An 18480-nucleotide genomic window follows, 5' to 3' on the forward strand; every position below is an offset into this window, starting at 1 on the left:
CTTCGCGACAGCACTCAGAAGTGCGCCTTGACGATGGCGCTGAAGGTGCTCTGGTCTGTTTTGCCAACGAAGTTTTCGCTGACGAAGCCGCCGTCTTCGATGCCGTACTTGTCCGACCAGTAGTCGTACTCGATACCGACGTAGAGCTGCTTCTCGCCCCAGTTCATCGCCTTGCCTAGGTCGTACTTGATCTGCGGGTTGATGTGCAGGTTGGCGTGATATTCCTCACCGCGGGAGTTGCTGTCGTTGTCGACCACCCAATCGATGAAGCCGTCGATGAGGATGTCGGAGTTGCCCACCGGCAGGGTGTAGCCCCACACCGGGGTGACCTGCCAGGTGCCGTCGCCTACGCGGTCACCGTCAGTGTCGCGGTGGTAGACGTTCACCGAGACATAGTCGAAGCCGGGCACGTCCAGATCGAAGCCCGGGCCGATCATGTAGGTTTCCACATCGCCTTCGCCGAACTCGTAGGTCATTGCGACCAGCACATCCTTGATCGGGCCGAAGCTCAGGTCGCGCTGGAAGATCTTGCCGAACGACAGGCGCGGTGAGAATTCGCCGTAGAAGGTGCTGTCGTCGTTGCCGTTGTCGTTACCCTTGCCGTTGAAGTGGATCGAGTCGAGAAACAGGAACGTGTCGCCATACTTCCAGCCGTTGACGTGCTCGAAGGTGACAGTCTGCTGGATCGGCGCATCGATCTTGTAATCCTTGCCGTACAGGTAGGTCAGGCTGTTGCTGTGCCAGTGGAGGAGGCCTTCGGCCATCGCCGGGGCGGTCAGCAGGCTGCCGGCGAGCGCGACGGCGAGGGGAGCGGTCTTCAGTTGCATGTGGATTTCCTTGAAGTGGGTGACGGCTTTTTTTGGGCGCCATTGTCTTTCAAGACTGGCGTGGCGAGAAGCGCACGATGGCGTGATTCTGACCATCAGACGGATCGCCCCGTACAGGGAGTCGTGGCGTTATCCCTGCGCGCCGAATAGTCAGGAATATTCACCGACAGCGTGTTGGTGCCGACGGCATCCTCGACCAGTTCCTCGGGGTCGAATACATCGACTTCGCTCGGTTCGCGCGGCAGGAACAGGTTGAGCAGGATGGCGCTGAAGGCGCCGATGGTGATCGGCGAACCGAAGATGTTCTTCAGCACCTCGGGCATCGCGCTCAGCACCTCCGGCACGCCGGCGACACCCAGGCCGAGACCCAGGGAAATCGACACGATGAGCATGTTGCGGCGATGCAGGCCGGCTTCGGCGAGGATCTTGATACCGGCGATGGCCACGGTGCCGAACATGATCAGCGTGGCGCCGCCGAGCACCGGCTTGGGCATCAGCTGCAGCACACCGCCGACGAAGGGGAACAGACCCAGCAGTACCAGGACCGCGGCGATGTAGTAGCCAACGTAGCGGCTGGCGACGCCGGTGAGCTGGATGACGCCGTTGTTTTGGCTGAAGGTGGTCATCGGCAGGCTGTTGAACACCGCGGCGACCGCCGAGCTGCAGCCATCGGCGAGGATTCCCGACTTGATCCGCCGCAGATACACCGGCCCACGCACCGGCTGACGCGAGATCATCGAGTTGGCGGTGAGGTCGCCGGCGGTTTCCAGCGGTGTGATGAGAAAGATCACCGCGATCGGGATGAAGGCCATCCAGTCGAAGGCGAAACCGAAACGGAACGGTTGCGGCACGCTGAGCAGCGGCAGTTCGCCCAGCTCGGCGAAGTCCACCTTGCCCATGGACCAGGCCACCAGATAGCCCGCGGTCAGCGCGATGATCACCGCCGACAGCCGCAGGATCGCCCAGGGAAAGCGGTTGAGCACCACGATGATGCCGATCACCAGGCCGGCCAGCGCCAGGTTGGGCAGGGCACCGAGGTCATCGGCGCCGTAGCCGCCGGCGATATCGGTCATCGCCACCTTGATCAGCGAAAGGCCCATCAGGCAGATGATAGTGCCGGTGACCACCGGCGTGATCACCCGGCGCAGCTTGTTGATGCACTGGCTGAAGGCGATCTCGACGAACGCGGCGCAGAAACTCACGCCGAACAGCGTGGCGAGGATCTCCTCCGGCGTGCCGCCCCGCGCCTTGACGATGAAGCCGGCGCTGAGGATGGCGCTGAGAAAGCCGAAGCTGGTGCCCTGCAGGCACAGCAGTCCGGAGCCGATGGGGCCGAAGCGCCGGGCCTGGACGAAGGTGCCGAGACCGGAGACGAACAGCGCCATGCTGACGAGGTAGGGGACGTATTGATCGAGGCCAAGCGCGCTGCCGACGATCAGGGTGGGGGTGATGATACCGACGAAGCTGGCCAGCACGTGCTGCAAGGCGGCGAAGGTCGCGGGTAGCGGGCCGGGGCGATCATCGAGCTGATAGATGAGGTCCTGGTTCGCTTGCGGAGCGGTGCCGCTCCTGTTTTCGGTTGCGGTCATTGTTAAGCCTGCCATTTGTTGTTTTACGGTCATGGGCTTGCGAGGCTTCACGGCACCTCTATCGCTGTCCGTCGAAAGCTGTTCGATCGGTCAGGACGCCTGGACTATAGCAACCTGTAGACAGGCTGATAAACAATAAATCAGAAAATTGTGCACAATTGGATCGGCGGCAGTTGGCCCAGATCGCGCGAGCGGTTCTGGACCGGGCCTCAGCGCGGTGCCTGCAATTCCCGCGAGACATTTTCCGCAAGGCCCGCGCCGGCCTCGCTCATGGTCAGGTAGGTGCGGTCGGCGCCGGCTTCCTGGATGCGCTGGGCGATATCCTCGTACATCGCGTGGGACACGATGAGCCCGCCGAAGCCGCTTTCACGCAACTTGCGGGTGGAGATGATCTTGGCCTCGGGATCGTTCATCGCCAGGATCACCGCTTCGACCTCGTTCATCTCCAGGCTCTGCCAGAACATCTGGTCCTCGGCATCGGCAAAGAGGATGTGCCGGCCCTCGGCGGTGTTCTTTTCCACCATGACCGGGTCGGAATCGAGGCTGACCAGGGCGAAACCCTTCTCCGCCAGGTAGTCGTAGGCGGCGCGCCCGGTACGGCCCATGCCCATGATCAGAATGCGCGCATCGCCCAGGGACACCGGTTGTTCGTCGGGGTGGCGAATGTTGCGCTCGTAGCGGAGCAGACGCGGCGCCAGACGTTCGTACAGCGGATGGGCGAAACGGTTGATCTGCGCCGAAACGATGAACGAGAACGCCACGGTGATCGCCAGCGGCATCAGCCACTGCGGCAGCACCACGCTGACGACGATCAGGCCGAACTCGCTGTAGTTGGTCAGGCTGGCGGCACTGAGAAAGGCGCTGCGGGCGCGCAGGCGGAAGGCGACGAACAGGCCGAAGAACAGCACCGCCTTGAGCGGCAGCAGCAGCGACATGGCGAAGGCGAACCAGAGGGCGTCGGCGTCTGGCAGCCCACCGATGCCGATCTTCAGGAAGAAGCCGACCAGAAACACTTCCTTGATCGCCCACAGCGAATTCGACAGCTCGCTGGCGCGCTTGTGTTTGGCGAGCATGGCGCCGAAGGCCAGCGCCCCCAGTTCGGAACTCAGGCCGACGTATTCGAAGCCGAGACCGCCGGCCACCAGCGCCAGCATCAGGCCCAACAGCACCATCAGCTCTTCGTGGCCGCTGTGGTCGAGCAGGCGGAACAGCACGGGGCGCAGCAGCGGCAGCAGGAACACCAGCAATGCCCAGGCGGAAGGGGCCTTGCCTGCGGCGAGGCTCATGACCACCAGAGCGATGAGGTCCTGGATGATCAGCACGCCGATGGCGACGCGGCCGTGAAAGGCGCGCAGCTCGCGCTTGCTTTCCAGCACCTTGGCCGCCAGCACGGTGCTGGAAAAGGACAGCGCGATTGCCAGCAGCATGGCCTCACGCCAGCTGTTATCGAGGATCAGCATGATCGCCGGCATCACCAGCACGCTGGAGATGAAGAAGTGCAGCAGGCTGCCGCCGATGACCTCGCGGCGAACCAGATTGCCGAGCTTGAGCTTGAGCCCCACGGTGAACAGCAGCAGGAGCACGCCCAGATGCGACAGGTGATCGAGAACGATGCTGTCGTCACGGGTCACGCCCACGTAGTCGCCCGCTGCGGCCAGCGCGAAGCCGGCGCCCAGGTAGCCGATCAGCGGCGGCAGGCCGATGAAGCGGGCAAGCAGCCCGAGGGCGAAAGCGAAGGCAATCCAGCTGGCTTCAATCACGGGGCGGCGTCCGGCGTCGAGGGAGGGCGCGGCATTTTAACGGGGTGTCGGCGATTGGGTAGCGTCGGCAGCGATATTCCTTGCGGGAATCTGCTCGCCCGCCGCCGGCCTGGAGGCGGGAGTTGCCGTGATGCAGCGCAGCGTTGCCATGCCTGCCTAGGGAGCCGAGGAGGGATGTGGTGCGGCCAGTGCTCCAACTGGAACGGTACGTAGAGAGAACGCCGCGCGGGCTGCGCGCGGCGTCTTTGCTCAGTCGATGGACGCGCCCTTGGCGATCCAGTCACCCAGCAGATCGCGCTCGTCCTGGGTCATCTGGGTGATGTTGCCCAGCGGCATGATCTGGCTGGCCACGGTTTGCGCATGGATCTTCGCCGCCTGCTCGCGTATCTGCTCGGCGGTATCGAACATCACGCCCGCTGGGGCCGCGCTGAACAGCGGGCTGCTCGGCTGCGCTGAGTGGCAAACGGTGCAACGCTCGTGAATCACTTCGCTGACCTGGGCGAACTGGCTGGCACTGGCGCCGCTCTGCTGTGCACTCGTGCTGGCCTGCTCCGGCGAGGTCGCTGCCAGGTTTGGTGCCGGTTGGCGGTTCGGCGCGGTGACGTAGGCCAGGCAGATCATGCCCAGTGCCGCGGCCGGAAGCGCCCAGGCGAAGCGATTACTGTTGTGGCGGGGGGTGGAGGAGGGGGGCGCTGTTGAAGTAGTGGCGCGCCAGCACCGACAGCGCGCCGAGCGCGGCGAGGATCAGCCAGTTGTATTCGCTGCCGTAAGTGCTCGGGAAGTGGTTGCTGATCATGATGAACAGCACCGGCAGGGTGAAATAGTTGTTGTGCCGCGAACGCAGCAGGCCCTTGGCCGGCAGCACAGGATCGGGCGTGCGGTTCTGTTCGATGGCGGCGACCAGCGCACGCTGAGCCGGCATGATGATGCGGAACACGTTGCCGACCATGATGGTGCCGATCAGCGCGCCGGTATGAATGTAGGCTGCGCGGCCGCTGAATATCTGCGAATAGCCCCAGCACGCGGCGATCACCAGCACGAACAGCACCAGGCCGAGCAGGGTGGGGGTCTTGCCCAGCGGCGAATCGCAGAGCAGGTCGTAGACGAACCAGCCGACGATCAGCGAGCCGAAGCCGATGGCGATGGCCGCCGCAGGGGACAGTTCGCTGCCCGCTGCGATCAGGTACAGGCTGGGGTTGAGGTAGTACACCACCATCAGCAGCGCCACGCCCGATAGCCAGGTGGTGTAGGCCTCCCACTTGAACCAGTGCAGGTTTTCCGGCATCTGCGGCGGCGCCAGCTTGTATTTCTCCAGGTGGTAGATACCGCCACCGTGGATGGCCCAGAGATCGCCCGACAGGCCCTCACGCGGGTTGGCGCGGTTGAGGTTGTTCTCCAGCCAGACGAAATAGAAGGAAGCACCGATCCAGGCGACGCCAACGATCATGTGAATCCAGCGGATACTCAGGTTCAGCCATTCGGTCAGATGGGCGTCCATTTGTCATGCACCTCTTGCGGCCTGCAGGCGGCCGTATTTCTTCTTATTGGAATCGGCTTGAGCGCGGCGCGAACGCAGGCAAGGCAACGCCGAATGAGCCAGCGCAGTAGCGGTCATGTCGATTCCCGTTGGGGGTCGAGGAGGAGTTGCTGATCCTCCGTGAAGAAGTACTCGTCGCAGTTGTTGCCAGAACCGCTGCGATCGACCACCAGGAATTCATCCCGCTTTTCGATCGTCAGCACCGGGTGGTGCCAGACGCCGCGGTGGTAATTGACGCCCTGCCTGCGGTTGCTGCGGAAGGCGCGGACGTGACCCGGTACAGGTGCATCGCCAAGTGGCGCGACCACGACCAGAAAAGGGTTGCCGAGCAGCGGGATGAAGGCTTGGCTGCCCAGCGGATGACGTTCGAGCATGCGGATGACCAGCGGCATCTCCAGCGCCTCGGCGGCGAAGATGCTGATGATCGCCTGGTCATCGGGCGCGGCGGTCTCGACCGTGGCCAGCTTGTGATAGCGGCGGGTCGAGCCGTTGTTGATCATGAAGTAGTCGCTGCCTTCGGTCTCGATGACGTCGCCGAAGGGGGCGAAGGCTTCCTTGGTCAATGGCTCGATGGTCAGGGTGCGCATGGTGTGCTCGTTCAGTTAGTGGATGCTTTTCGTTGTTCGCTGGAGCCCGCCCCCTCACCCCGGCCCTCTCCCCAAGGGGGAGAGGGGGCACAAGGTTGAGCCCTGCGCCGCGCCGGTTCCCTCTCCCCTCTGGGGAGAGGGTTAGGGTGAGGGGCCAACCCCGCTCCTTACTTCACCACCTTGCCAAACAACCGCAGCCGGCTCACACCGCCGTCTGGGAAGATGTTCAGGCGCACGTGGGTGATCGGGCCGAGCTTGGCGATCTGCTCGCTGAACTCGTGTTCGGCGTGCATCGACAGCTTCTGGCTCGGCAGCAGCTCGCGCCAGAACAGGCTCTGGGTTTCGATCTGGCTGTCGGTGCCGCCTTTGACGTAAGCCGCCTGGATCGAGCAGCTGTCCGGGTAGTTGCCCTTGAAGTGCAGGGTATCGACGACGATGCGCTCGATCTCGCCCGGATGGCCGAGGGCGACGATGACCCAGTCGTTGCCGGGCGTGCGGCGGCGGGCGGTTTCCCAGCCGTCGCCCATGTTCTCGCCGCGGTTCGGGTTGAGGATGTTGCTCATGCGGCCGAAATGCTCGTCCGAGCAGGCCAGCGCGCGACCGCCATTCAGCGCCGCCGCCAGGTCGATCTGTTCGTTATCGCCGACGCTGCTCCAGTCGCGGAATGGGATGCCGTGCACGCGCAGACGCGCCACGCCGCCGTCCGGGTAGATGTTGAAGCGCAGGTGGCTGACTGGCTTGTCGAAGGCGATCTCGTGGTAGTGGTGGCTGTTGCCCTGAAGCTCGACGGCCGGGAGGATTTCCGTCCAGACGGTGTCGTCGCTCGGGTCGCCGTCGGCGACGAAGCAGGCTTCCAGCGAGGCGGACGGCGGGTAGTTGCCGGTGAAGTGGCTGGTGTCGATATCCACGCCCTTGATCTGACCCGGCACGCCCAGGCGGATCACCGCATGGTCGTAACCTTCGAAGCGCTTGCGGCGCGACTCCCAGCCGTCCATCCACTTGCCGTTGTCATCGAAAACGCCCTCCTTCCATACGGCCGGTGTTGGCTGGAACAACCGGTTGACGTCGGCGAACCAATCGTCGGTGACGGAGATGGCGCGGGTGCCCAGGCGGGCATCGGCCAGGTTGACGTATTTTTCGAAGGGTACGGCGTAAGCTTTCATGGACTCGTCTGCCTTGGATGAGAAGCGGTTTCTGTCATTACTGCCTTTGTTGCGGTTGGTGCTCGTTACATCGCCTGCAGGCGGAACAGGGCGATCTTGTTGATTTCCGCCAGCGCCCGGGCGAATTCCTGCTCGGGATCGTTGTGGATGCGTTCTTCGAATGCGGCGAGGATCTGGTGCCGGTTGCTGCCCTTGACCGCCATGATGAAGGGGAAGCCGAACTTGGCCTTGTAGGCCTCGTTGAGTTCGGTGAAGCGGGCGAACTCCTCCGGCGTGCATTCGTGGATGCCGGCGCCGGCCTGTTCCGAGGTGCTGGAGGCGGTCAGCTCGCCACGCACGGCGGCCTTGCCGGCCAGGTCGGGGTGAGCATTGACCAGTGCCAGCTGAGTGTCATGGTCGGCGGCGAGCATCGCCTGGGACAGGCGGGTGTGCAGCACCTCGATGTCGTCCAGCGTCTCGTCGACGCCCGCCTGGTAGACGGTTTCGGCAACCCAGGGTGAGTGCTCGTAAACGTCGGCAAAGGCGGCGACGAAGGCGTCGCGATCCAGCGTCGAGGGTTTGATCGTCTTGAACGGGGTCATCAATTGCGCTCCGCGGTAAAAGGATGGGTGGCGTGCCAGTGGCGGGCAATGTCGACACGACGGGCGCACCAGACCTTCTCATGACCCTTCACGTACTCGATGAAGCGGGCCAGCGATGCCAGGCGCGCCGGGCGCCCGAGCAGCCGGCAGTGCATGCCGATGGACAACATCTTCGGCGCGCCTTCGCAGCCTTCGGCGTAGAGCACGTCGAACGCATCCTTCAGGTAGGTGAAGAAGTCATCGCCGCTGTTGAAGCCCTGCACCTGGGTGAAGCGCATGTCGTTGGTGTCCAGCGTGTAGGGGATCACCAGATGCGGCTTGTCCGGCGTCGACTCGGAGTCCCAGTAGGGCAGGTCGTCGTCGTAGGTGTCGGAGTCGTAGAGAAAGCCGCCTTCCTCGCGTACCAGGCGCCGGGTGTTCGGGCCGGTACGGCCGGTGTACCAGCCGAGCGGCCGTTCGCCGGTGATCTCGCCGAGGATGCGGATGGCTTCCTGCATGTGCTCGCGCTCTTCGGCCTCGTCCATGTACTGGTAGTCGATCCAGCGGTATCCGTGGCTGCAGATTTCGTGTCCGGCGCCGGCCATCGCCTTGATCAGTTCGGGGTGACGCTGGGCGGCCATGGCGACGGCGAAGATGGTCAGCGGGATGTCGTGCTTGTCGAACAGCTTGAGCAGGCGCCATACGCCAGCACGGCTGCCGTATTCGTAGAGCGACTCCATGCTCATGTGGCGCACGCCTTGCAACGGTTGCGCGGCGACCATCTCGGAGAGAAAGGCCTCGGATTCCTTGTCGCCGTGCAGCACGCAGCGTTCGCCACCTTCCTCGTAGTTCAGCACGAAGGACAACGCGATACGCGCATCGCCCGGCCAGCGCGGGTGCGGTGGGTTGCTGGCGTAACCGATCAGGTCGCGTGGGTAGTCGGCGCTCACTGGGGTGCTTCCTGTATGGCGGGTCGTCATGGCACGACCGGATGACTGGATTGTATACAAATTGAATGGGGCTTTGTAAATAGCAATTTTCATCCTTTCGCTATAGCTGGTATCTGCCGTGTCGCGATTAACCATGCTCAGAGCCATCTGCAGCTTGCAGGTAACGGGCCAAACGATGCTTGAAAAACTGTATACAAAAATATCTGCAGATTGTCTTGAGCGATGTGGGGTGGATGGTTATGCTCGGGGCAGTTTCCATTCAACAGAGCGGAGGTGCCCGTGGGCCGATTGACCACACACGTACTCGACGCCGCCCACGGTTGCCCGGGCAGCGGAATCAAGGTGGAGCTGTATCGCGTCGAGGATCAGGCGCTGACCCTGGTCGCAACCCGTGAGACCAATGCCGACGGGCGCTGCGACAGTCCGTTGCTGGAAGGTGCGGATTACCTGTCCGGTGTCTATCAGCTCCAGTTCAGTGCCGGCGACTACTACCGCCGCCGTGGTGTGGTCCTGGCGGATCCTGAGTTTCTCGATGTGGTGGTGCTGCGCTTTGGAATCGATTCGGCGCAGGAGCATTACCACGTGCCGTTGTTGGTATCGCCGTATAGCTATTCGACGTATCGGGGGAGCTAGTCGTTTTTCCCTTTAGTGCTGACTCTTGTGGAGTCCCTTTTGCCCGCCGTAATGGCGGGTTTTTTGTGGGTCGAGTTTGGTCAGCGTGAGGCGCTCGGCGCTGGTTTTTAGCCTGAGTGGCCTAGGCATCTGTGGCGTGAGGTTCGTGCGATGGCGCCGCGCTTTCCTCGGCCCGACCGGCAGGTTGCGCCTCTCACGGCGCGTCACTTTTTCTTGCTTGGCCAAGAAAAGTAACCAAAAAGAAGGCCATCCCGGCATCCGGCCCTTCGCTGCGCGAAGGGTTCCCTCACTCCATCGCCATTGCAGGGGCACGCTGTGAAGGGCCATCCATGGCCCATCACAGCTCTCACGGCATCCATGCCGCTTCAACCCCTTCCATGACGATTACGCGCGGCCTACTGACGGGCCTCAGTGTCCGAGTCGCCTATGACTTCTAAGCGACGAAAGAAAACGCGCATTGCTTGCTCCTACTTGCACGGCCTGGCGGGCAACGTTCATCTTCCGCGACTGGAAAAAAGTGAATTGCCCAGCAGGGCGGAACCAATGCCTCAGCCAGGAGCCTGGCTAAGGGGCAAGCTGCAGAGCGCTACCGACTCATCAAAGACGCCGCCCCCGCGCCCCCAAACAGCGCCGCACTTGTCCGGTTGAACCACACATGCCCCTTCCCGGTGCGCAGGTAACGTGCCGCCCCCTGCGCGCCCAACCCGTAGGCCAGCTTGCAGAGCAGATCGAGGACGGCCCAGGTAAGGATCATCACCAACAGCTGCGGCAGCAACGGCTGCCCCGCGCTGAGAAACTGCGGCAGAAAGGCGGCGAAGAAGAGAATGTCCTTTGGATTGCTGCCACCAAGGATGAACGCCCGGCCGAACAATCGACTGAAACGTGGGGCGAGGGCGGGGCTTTCGATCTCGTGGGCGGTGGGTGTGCAACGGGCTTCCTTCCAGCTCTGCCAGGCGAGGTAGAACAGGTACAGCGCACCGACCAGCTTGAGCGTGCTGAACAGCCGCTCCGAGGCCATCAGCAGCGCGCCAAGCCCCAGCGCCGAGGCGCTGAGCAGGGCGATGGAAGCTGTCACGCCGCCCAGGAAGGCCGGCCAGGAGCGGCGCACTCCGTAGTTCAGGCTGTTGCTGATCATCAGTAACGACAGCGGCCCGGGGATCAGGATCACCACCAGCGCCGCACCGGCGAACAACAGCCATATTTCCAGGGTCATGACGGCCTCCTTCAGCCAATGCAAAAGCCCCACTGCGAAGCAGTGGGGCCGTAGGTGAGCCGGGTGCTGCCGGCCCGGTTCAGAGAAACGCGAACTTGGCGATGAATATCACGCACAACACATACAGACTGATCGATACCTTGTCGCGCTGGCCAGTCAACAGCTTGAGCGTCGCGTAGGTCAAGAAGCCCAGGGCGATACCGTTGGCGATGGAAAAGGTCAACGGCATCATCACCACGGTGACGATGGCCGGGATGGTGTCGGTGTGGTCCTTCCAGTCGATATTCGCCAGGCCGCTCATCATCAGCATCGCCACGTAGATCAGCGCGCCGGCTGTGGCATAGGCGGGAATCATGCCGGCCAGCGGGGCGAAGAACATGGCAATCAGGAACAGCACGCCGACGGTCACTGCGGTCAGCCCGGTGCGGCCGCCGGCGGCGACGCCCGCGGCGCTTTCCACGTAGCTGGTCACTGGCGGGCAACCGACGAAGGCGCCGACCACGCTGGAGCTGCTGTCGGCCTTCAGCGCGCGGGAGAGGTTCTCGATCTTGCCGTCCTCATTGACCAGGTTGGCACGGTGGGCGACGCCCATCAGGGTGCCGGCGGTGTCGAACATGTTCACGAAGAGGAAAGCGAGGATCACGCTGACCATCGCCACATTGAGCGCGCCGGCGATATCCATGGCCAGCCAGGTCGGCGCCAGGCTCGGCGGCATCGACACCAGGCCGTTGTACTCGACCAGACCAAGCGCCCAGCCGATACCGGTGACCGCGAGCATGCTGACCAGGATCGCACCGAAGACATTGCGGTGGCTGAGTACGGCGATCATCAGGAAGCACGCCGCGGCCAGCAACGCCGACGGCTCGGCGAACGAGCCCATGGTCAGCAATGTTGCCGGGCTATCGACGACGATGCCGGCGGTCTTCAGGCCGATCAGGCCGAGGAACAGGCCGACGCCAGCGCCCATGGCGAAGCGCAGGCTCATGGGGATGCTGTTGAGCAGCCATTCGCGGATGCGCGACAGGCTCATGATCATGAACAGCACGCCAGAGATGAACACCGCGCCGAGCGCGATCTCCCAGCTGTAGCCCATCTCGCCGACCACCGTGTAGGTGAAGAAGGCGTTGAGGCCCATGCCTGGCGCCAGGCCCACCGGCCAGTTGGCGTACAGCCCCATCAACAGGCAGCCGAGCGCCGCGCCAATGCAGGTGGCAACGAAGGCAGCGCCGTGGTCGATGCCGGCGTCGGCCATGATGTTCGGGTTGACGAAGATGATGTAGGCCATGGTGACGAAGGTCGTCAGGCCGGCGAGCAGTTCGGTGCGGATACTGGTGCGGTGTTCGCTGAGCTTGAACAGGCGGTCCAGCCAAACGGGGGCGGTGCGCTGCAAGGGTGCTGCCTGGGGCTTGCGCTTGATGCTTTCCACTGGGCGTTCCTCATCGTTCTTGTTGTCGATCACCCGGAGTGTGAGTACTCCCGAGGGGCGGGTGATGGTGGGCCATCTGCATCGGTAGTTGACCGAAAGGTCAGAAAGGCTTTCCGGATTATGCTTTTGTATACAAGAATTGCAAACAATAAATCGGTGGTCCCGCTGAATGTGCGTGGCCTGTGCGAGCTGACGGATTTGCGCGTAGGAAAACTTGAGGCTGTGAATTGTGCACAAGGTTAACGGCGTTTCAGCGTATTTATTTGTCCAGCGAACTGCCAGTAGCGGCGCGAACCCAGTAAAGTTCGGCGTTGCCGACACCTCATTTGCGAGCCATCGATGAACGAACAGTTGCAGCCCCTGAAGAAGCCGACCAAGACCGGCAAGACTCGCACCGGGACGCAGGACGATATCGTTTATGCGCACATCTTCGATGCCATCCTCGAGCAGCGTCTGGCGCCGGGGACCAAGCTCAGCGAAGAGGCGCTCGGCGAGATATTCGGCGTCAGCCGCACCATCATCCGCCGCGCGCTGTCGCGTCTGGCCCATGAAGGGGTGGTGCTGCTGCGGCCCAATCGCGGCGCGGTGGTGGCCAGTCCGAGCGTTGAAGAAGCGCGGCAGATCTTCTTCGCCCGTCGTCTGGTGGAAAAGGCCATCACCGAACTGGCCGTGCAGCACGCCAGCGACGCGCAACTCGCCGAGCTGCGGCAGATGGTGACTGATGAGCGTGATTGCTTCGACCGAGGCGATCGCGGGGCGGGCATTCGCCTGTCCGGCGAATTTCACCTCAAGCTGGCGGAGGCGGCGAAGAACGCGCCGCTGGTGAGCTTCCAGCGCAGCCTGGTTTCGCAGACCTCGCTGATCATCGCCCAGTATGAAAGCGGCAATCGCTCGCACTGCTCGTACGACGAACACAATGAACTGATCGACGCCATCGCTGCCCGCGACAGTGACAAGGCGGTGCGCCTGATGATGCACCACATGGACCACATCGACAGCAAGCTCAACCTCGAGGAAGACAGCGCCTCGGGTGATCTGCATGCGGTCTTCTCGCACCTGGGCCTGGCGAGGAAGAAGCCTCGCACGGCTCGCTAGCGTTGCCCCGCGCGCTGACTCGTTCTGAGTCAGCTCCGTCAGTCATCACCTGCCGCGGTGGCGGCAGAGCCATGCCGGCCTGCCAGCGCCGATCGCCCGCCAGGACCGCACGCTGCAACCCGATTCAGTACTGATCACGGCATCAGTGCGCTTCCCGCCTCCGATCCGATGTGCATAGCCGCGCTGTTCAGTGAATCAGCTTGAATTTATCTCGTTAGTGTTATGTTATAACTATCACATGTTGCGCATTGGCGTCTCTCGTTCCTGTTTATCGAAGGCGAGCGGTGCGCATTGTCTGGGTTGGAATCCTGACACCGAGGTAACGATGATCGAATGCCACGGCCTGCAATGGGGCTCGGGTAGGCCGCTCACGCCGCCATTGGATCTGCAGTTGGCTGCGGGCAGCCTGACCGCTGTCATCGGCAGCAACGGATCGGGCAAGAGCAGCCTGCTCAAGGTGTTGGCCGGCTTGGATCGGCCGCTGGCTGGGCGGATCGATGTGCGCGTACCGCGCATGGGCGGGGTGGCTTATCTACCGCAACAGCAGCATTTGGATAGGCAGTTTCCAATCCGACTTGCCGAACTGGTGAGCGCCGGTTTCTGGCGTAGCCGGCTCGGACGCGACGAGCGTCGGGCAAGGCTGCGCCAAGCGTTGGCGGACTGGGGCCTGCTCGATCTGCAAACCCAGGGGCTGCATGCATTGTCCGGCGGCGAGCTGCAGCGCGCCTTACTGGCACGGCTGAGCCTGACCGATGCCCAGGTGCTGTTGCTCGACGAGCCCGAAGCGGCACTGGACGATGTCGGACTGGGCTTGCTCTGGCAGCACATTGAGCGTTGGCAGCGCGAAGCGAGGACGCTGGTACTGGTCAGCCATAACCTAGTCGGGCTGACTTATCACCACTGTGACGGGTTGCTGATCGCTCGCAGCGGCTGCATCAAAGCACCGATCCGCCAGTTCGCGGCCGAGCGGCAACGGCTTGGGCAAGTCGCGTGACGCCGGATTTGCTCTGGGCGCCGTTCGGCGAGTTCGCCTTCATGCGCCGGGCGCTGTTTGGCGGCGTTGCGCTTGCCTGCAGCGCGGGGCCGCTGGGCGTATTTCTGATTCTGCGTCGAATGAGTCTGATCGGTGATGCCATCGCCCACGGCATCCTGCCCGGTGCAGCATTGGCGTTCTGGCTGTTCGGCTTGAGCCTGCCAGCATTGACCGCGGGCGGCTTGGTCGCCGGTCTCGGTATGGCGGGGGGGGGGGGCGGGGGGGCGCAGCGGCCTGGGTCACACGGCGCACCGGGCTACGCGAGGACGCGAGCCTGGCCGCGCTGTATCCGATTTCGCTGGCCAGCGGCGTGCTGCTCCTTGGTCTGGCCGGGCGCAAGCTGGATCTGCTTCACCTGTTGTTCGGCTCGGCGTTGGCGGTCGATACCGCGACCCTGTACGGCATGCTCGGCACCTCGGTGTTCAGTCTGGTGGTGCTTGCGCTGAGCTATCGCGCCCTGGCGCTGGACAGCCTCGATCCGCTGTTCCTGCGCAGCATCAGCCGCTTCGGCCCACTGGCGCATGCCGCGTTTCTGACGCTGGTGGTACTCAATCTGGTGATCGGTTTCCAGGCCATCGGCGCGTTGATGGTGGTGGGGCTGATGATGCTGCCGGCTGCCGCCGCGCGCTTCTGGAGCCGACGGTTGTTGATCCTGTTACCGCTTGCCGCGCTGATCGGTGCGGTGTGCGTATGGTTCGGTCTGGTTCTTTCCTTCTACGCCAGCTTGCCCAGCGGGCCGTGCATCGTACTCCTGGCCGGCGCTTTCTATCTGTTCTCGCTGGTGGCGGGCCCGGTAAATGGCCTGCTGCGCTCGCCCCCTTTCCCCGTCACCGTTTGAGGTATACACATGCGTTACCTGCTTATCGCGCTGGCCCTGTGGCTCCCGCTCTCACTGCAAGCCGCTGAAAAACTGCAGGTGGTGACGAGCTTCAGCATCCTCGCCGACCTGACCCGCGAGGTGGGTGGCGAGCATATCGAGCTCACCAACCTGGTCGACGCCGATGCCGATGCTCATGTCTACGAGCCCAGCGCGGACGACGCCAAGGCTCTGTTGCGCGCCGACCTGATCGTCGCCAATGGCCTGGGCTTCGAACCCTGGCTGGAGCGCCTGCTGGCCAGCAGCGAGCCCAAGGGCAAGCGCATCGACGCCAGCGCGGGTGTCGTTCCGCTGATGCTGGATGAAGATGGCGAGGCGGTTCCTGACCCTCATGCGTGGCAGAGCCTGACCAATGCCGAGATCTATGTGCGCAATATCGCCGAGGCACTTGGCGAACTGGACCCGGCCAACCTCAATGTCTACATCGAGCGACGCGATGCCTACCTGACGCGCCTGCACGCATTGCTGAAGAAAGCCGACGCGCAGATTGCGAGCTTGCCGCCCAGTCAGCGCAAGGTCGTCGCCAGCCACGACGCATTCGGCTACCTGGGGCAGGCCTGGCAGCTGAAGTTCATTGCGCCGCAGGGATTGTCCACCCATGACGAGCCTTCGGCGGCGGAAGTCGCGGCCTTGATCCGGCAGATACGCAATGAAGGAGTGCTAGCGGTGTTCGTGGAGAACATCCGTGATCCGCGACTGATCCGTCAGATCGCCGACGAAGCCGGCGCCAAGGTCGGCGGCACGTTGTATTCGGATGCGCTGGCCAGCGCAGGGCCGGCCAGCACCTATCTCGGGATGTTCGAGCAAAATCTCGACACGCTGATGGCCGCGCTCAAGCCGTAGAGTGGACGCCAAGCATTGATCCACGCGCTCATCAAGCATGGAGACGACCGTTGATGATCAGGTTCGCGATCAGCTGCTCAGCAACCCTTTCGGTGCACTGAAACCCCGGCGGCGAAGGTCTCCTTCACCGCGCGGTCGTCGCCGAGGATCATCAGGGCGAAGAGCTTTTCCTGCAGCGTTGTCGCCTGGCTCAGGCGGTAGTCGATCAGCGGCGTTGCCTTGTAGTCGAGCACGACGAAGTCGGCGTCCTTGCCCGGCTGCAGATTACCGATCCTGTCGTCCAGATAGAGCGCCCGCGCGCCGCCAAGGGTGGCGAGATAGAGCGCCTTGAACGCATCGAGCTTCTGGCCCTGCAGCTGCAGCACCTTGTACGCCTCGTTGAGGCTGGCGAGCTGCGAGAAGCTGGTGCCGCCGCCGACATCCGTACCCAGGCCGACGCGCACACCGAAGCCTTCCACTTTGGCCAGGTCGAACAGGCCGCTGCCGAGGAACAGGTTGGAGGTCGGACAGAACGACCCCGCCGAGCCGGTCTCACCGAGGCGCTGGCACTCGTCGTCGCACAGGTGCACGCCGTGGGCGAATACCGAGCGCGGGCCAATCAGGCCGTGGTGGTCGTAAACGTCCAGGTACCCCTTGCGTTCGGGGAACAGCTCCTTCACCCACTCGACCTCCTGTTTGTTCTCGGAGATGTGGGTGTGCATGTACAGGTCGGGGAATTCGGTGAACAGCTTGCCGGCGAGGGTCAGCTGCTCCGGCGTGCTGGTCGGTGCGAAACGCGGGGTGACGGCGTAATGCAGGCGGCCCTTGCCGTGCCAGCGCTCGATCAGCTCGCGGCTGTCGGCGTAGCCGGATTCGGCGGTGTCGGTGAGGAACTCCGGGGCGTTGCGGTCCATCAGCACCTTGCCGGCGATCATCCGCAGATTGCGCTTCTCGCAGGCCTCGAAGAAGGCGTCCACCGATTGCTTGTGCACCGTGCCGAACACCAGCGCGGTGGTGGTGCCGTTGCGCAGCAGCTCGCCGAGGAACAGCTCGGCCTGCTCGCGGGCATGCGCCATGTCGCTGAAGCGGCCTTCGTTGGGGAAGGTGTAGGTTTCCAGCCAGTCCAGCAATTGCGCGCCGTAGGAGCCGATGACGCCGACCTGCGGGTAGTGGATATGGGTATCGACGAAGCCAGGGGTAATCAGCGCATCCGGGTATTCGACCACTTCGGTGCCGGCCGCCAGGGTCGGCAGCAGCTCGGTGGCGTGGCCGATGCGCGCGACCTTGCCGTCCTCGACGATCAGCAGGCCGTCCTCGAAGTATTCATGGGATTGCTCGATGCCCACTTCGCGCGGGTCGGCGAGGCAGTGGAGCAGGGCGGCACGGTAGGCTTTGGTGCTGGGCATGGTGACTCTCGAAAATCGTTGTGTGAGGTGATGCGTTGACATGGGCAGGCCGCCGCCGAAGGCGTGCCTGCAACGAGGAAATCGGGCGGTCAGTTTGTCTGGGCGCGACGCGAAGCGGGGACCAGCATCGGTACCGGCTTTTCACCGTCCGCGGTCTTCTCGCCACCCTTTTCACCGAAATGCGCGTTGTAGGTGGCGATCACTTCGCCGGCGATGGACACGGCGATCTCCACCGGCAGCTTGCCCTTCACCTCGGCGATGCCCATCGGGCAGCGCATGCGTTGCACCGTTTCGGCCTGGAAGCCGCGCTCCCGCAGGCGATGCTCGAACCTGGCGCGCTTGCTCTTCGAGCCGATCAGCCCGTAGTAGGTGAAATCGTTGCGCGAGAGGATCGCGGCGGTCAGTTCCAGGTCGAGCTGATGATTGTGGGTCATGACGATGAAGTAGCTGCCGGCGGGCATGTTATCCACTTCCTCGACCACATCGTCGTTGACCACCTTTTCCACGCCGCGCGGAATCTCGGCGGGAAATTCGTTATCGCGCGAATCGATCCAGCGCACCTTGCATGGCAGGCTGGCGAGCAGCGGCACCAGCGCGCGCCCGACATGCCCGGCACCGAACACGGCGATATGCGCCTGCGGCTGGCCCATGGGCTCGAACAGCAGCACCGTGGCGCCACCGCAGCACTGTCCGAGGCTGGCGCCGAGGGAGAAGCGCTCGAGTCGGGTGTCGCGGCTGCGTTTTTCCAGCATCTCGCGGGCGATCTCTTGCGCCTTGTATTCCAGGTGCCCGCCGCCGATGGTGTCGTACAGGCGTTCGCGGCTGACCACCATCTTCGAGCCGGCATTGCGCGGCGTGGAGCCGCGCTCCTCGATGATGGTCACCAGCACGCAGGGTTCGCCCTGTTGTTGCAGGTCGGCGAGTGCTTCGATCCAGGCCGTGTTGCTCATGGTTCTGTCCTTCGTAGTGCGGGGGGCCGCCCCGTGGAAAACCGCGAAGCGT

The 18480-nt window shown here is 63.5% G+C and carries 15 protein-coding genes and 2 pseudogenes; 5 read left to right on the top strand and 12 right to left on the bottom strand.

Going from position 1 to position 18480, the window contains the following annotated elements; all coding sequences use genetic code 11:
- Window positions 1-14 precede the first annotated feature (14 nt).
- The 8 genes and pseudogenes from F753_RS28560 to puuE all read right to left on the bottom strand — a co-directional run bounded on the left by F753_RS28560 (window position 15) and on the right by puuE (window position 8973).
- Window positions 15-827: an outer membrane protein OmpK gene (locus tag F753_RS28560; protein WP_023444130.1), complete on the bottom strand. Its 813-nt coding sequence runs from the start codon at window positions 825-827 to the stop codon at window positions 15-17.
- A 95-nt stretch (window positions 828-922) separates the two neighbouring features.
- A complete protein-coding gene (locus F753_RS28565) occupies window positions 923-2416 on the bottom strand; it encodes a uracil-xanthine permease family protein (protein ID WP_023444131.1) in 1494 nt (497 codons plus the stop codon).
- Window positions 2417-2625: 209 nt separating this feature from the next.
- Window positions 2626-4176, bottom strand: coding sequence for a cation:proton antiporter family protein (locus tag F753_RS28570; RefSeq protein ID WP_023444132.1), 1551 nt, complete (start codon window positions 4174-4176; stop codon window positions 2626-2628).
- A gap of 249 nt (window positions 4177-4425) precedes the next feature.
- Window positions 4426-5674, bottom strand: a pseudogene (locus F753_RS28575) (urate hydroxylase PuuD).
- A gap of 113 nt (window positions 5675-5787) precedes the next feature.
- The gene (locus F753_RS28580; RefSeq protein ID WP_023444133.1) at window positions 5788-6300 is read right to left on the bottom strand and encodes an ureidoglycolate lyase; all 513 of its coding nucleotides are present in this window, start codon (window positions 6298-6300) and stop codon (window positions 5788-5790) included.
- Between the two features lie 167 nt (window positions 6301-6467).
- Window positions 6468-7463 carry an allantoicase gene (gene alc, locus F753_RS28585; RefSeq protein ID WP_023444134.1) on the bottom strand — a complete coding sequence of 332 codons (996 nt, stop codon included), beginning with the start codon at window positions 7461-7463 and terminating at the stop codon, window positions 6468-6470.
- Between the two features lie 65 nt (window positions 7464-7528).
- Window positions 7529-8044: a 2-oxo-4-hydroxy-4-carboxy-5-ureidoimidazoline decarboxylase gene (gene uraD / locus F753_RS28590; RefSeq protein ID WP_014819417.1), complete on the bottom strand. Its 516-nt coding sequence runs from the start codon at window positions 8042-8044 to the stop codon at window positions 7529-7531.
- Entirely contained in the window at window positions 8044-8973 is a 930-nt protein-coding gene (puuE, locus tag F753_RS28595) for an allantoinase PuuE (protein WP_023444135.1), read from the bottom strand. Before puuE ends, uraD begins: the two co-directional genes overlap by 1 nt.
- 279 nt (window positions 8974-9252) lie before the next feature.
- Here puuE and uraH point away from each other — a divergent pair, with 279 nt between their 5' ends.
- Window positions 9253-9606, top strand: a complete 354-nt coding sequence (uraH, locus tag F753_RS28600) for a hydroxyisourate hydrolase (RefSeq protein ID WP_023444136.1) — start codon at window positions 9253-9255, stop codon at window positions 9604-9606.
- A 586-nt stretch (window positions 9607-10192) separates the two neighbouring features.
- Here uraH and F753_RS28605 read toward each other — a convergent pair.
- Both F753_RS28605 and F753_RS28610 read right to left on the bottom strand, forming a co-directional pair.
- Window positions 10193-10819 carry a LysE family translocator gene (locus F753_RS28605; protein WP_023444137.1) on the bottom strand — a complete coding sequence of 209 codons (627 nt, stop codon included), beginning with the start codon at window positions 10817-10819 and terminating at the stop codon, window positions 10193-10195.
- 79 nt (window positions 10820-10898) lie between these two features.
- A complete protein-coding gene (locus F753_RS28610) occupies window positions 10899-12245 on the bottom strand; it encodes an NCS2 family permease (RefSeq protein ID WP_031297218.1) in 1347 nt (448 codons plus the stop codon).
- Window positions 12246-12584: 339 nt separating this feature from the next.
- Here F753_RS28610 and F753_RS28615 point away from each other — a divergent pair, with 339 nt between their 5' ends.
- From F753_RS28615 to F753_RS28630, 4 genes and pseudogenes are all read left to right on the top strand, one after another.
- Window positions 12585-13340 carry a GntR family transcriptional regulator gene (locus F753_RS28615; protein WP_023444139.1) on the top strand — a complete coding sequence of 252 codons (756 nt, stop codon included), beginning with the start codon at window positions 12585-12587 and terminating at the stop codon, window positions 13338-13340.
- A 325-nt stretch (window positions 13341-13665) separates the two neighbouring features.
- Window positions 13666-14334: a metal ABC transporter ATP-binding protein gene (locus F753_RS28620; RefSeq protein WP_023444140.1), complete on the top strand. Its 669-nt coding sequence runs from the start codon at window positions 13666-13668 to the stop codon at window positions 14332-14334.
- Between the two features lie 41 nt (window positions 14335-14375).
- A pseudogene (locus F753_RS28625) lies at window positions 14376-15211 on the top strand (metal ABC transporter permease).
- A gap of 9 nt (window positions 15212-15220) precedes the next feature.
- Window positions 15221-16093: a metal ABC transporter substrate-binding protein gene (locus tag F753_RS28630; protein WP_023444142.1), complete on the top strand. Its 873-nt coding sequence runs from the start codon at window positions 15221-15223 to the stop codon at window positions 16091-16093.
- Between the two features lie 77 nt (window positions 16094-16170).
- Here F753_RS28630 and guaD read toward each other — a convergent pair whose 3' ends face one another.
- Together guaD and xdhC are read right to left on the bottom strand one after the other, a co-directional pair.
- Window positions 16171-17478 carry a guanine deaminase gene (gene guaD / locus F753_RS28635; RefSeq protein WP_023444143.1) on the bottom strand — a complete coding sequence of 436 codons (1308 nt, stop codon included), beginning with the start codon at window positions 17476-17478 and terminating at the stop codon, window positions 16171-16173.
- An 89-nt stretch (window positions 17479-17567) separates the two neighbouring features.
- On the bottom strand, window positions 17568-18428 hold the full coding sequence (gene xdhC / locus F753_RS28640; protein WP_023444144.1) for a xanthine dehydrogenase accessory protein XdhC: 861 nt from the start codon (window positions 18426-18428) through the stop codon (window positions 17568-17570).
- Window positions 18429-18480: the final 52 nt, after the last annotated feature.

Source organism: Stutzerimonas chloritidismutans AW-1 (genome assembly GCF_000495915.1).
GTDB lineage: Bacteria > Pseudomonadota > Gammaproteobacteria > Pseudomonadales > Pseudomonadaceae > Stutzerimonas > Stutzerimonas chloritidismutans.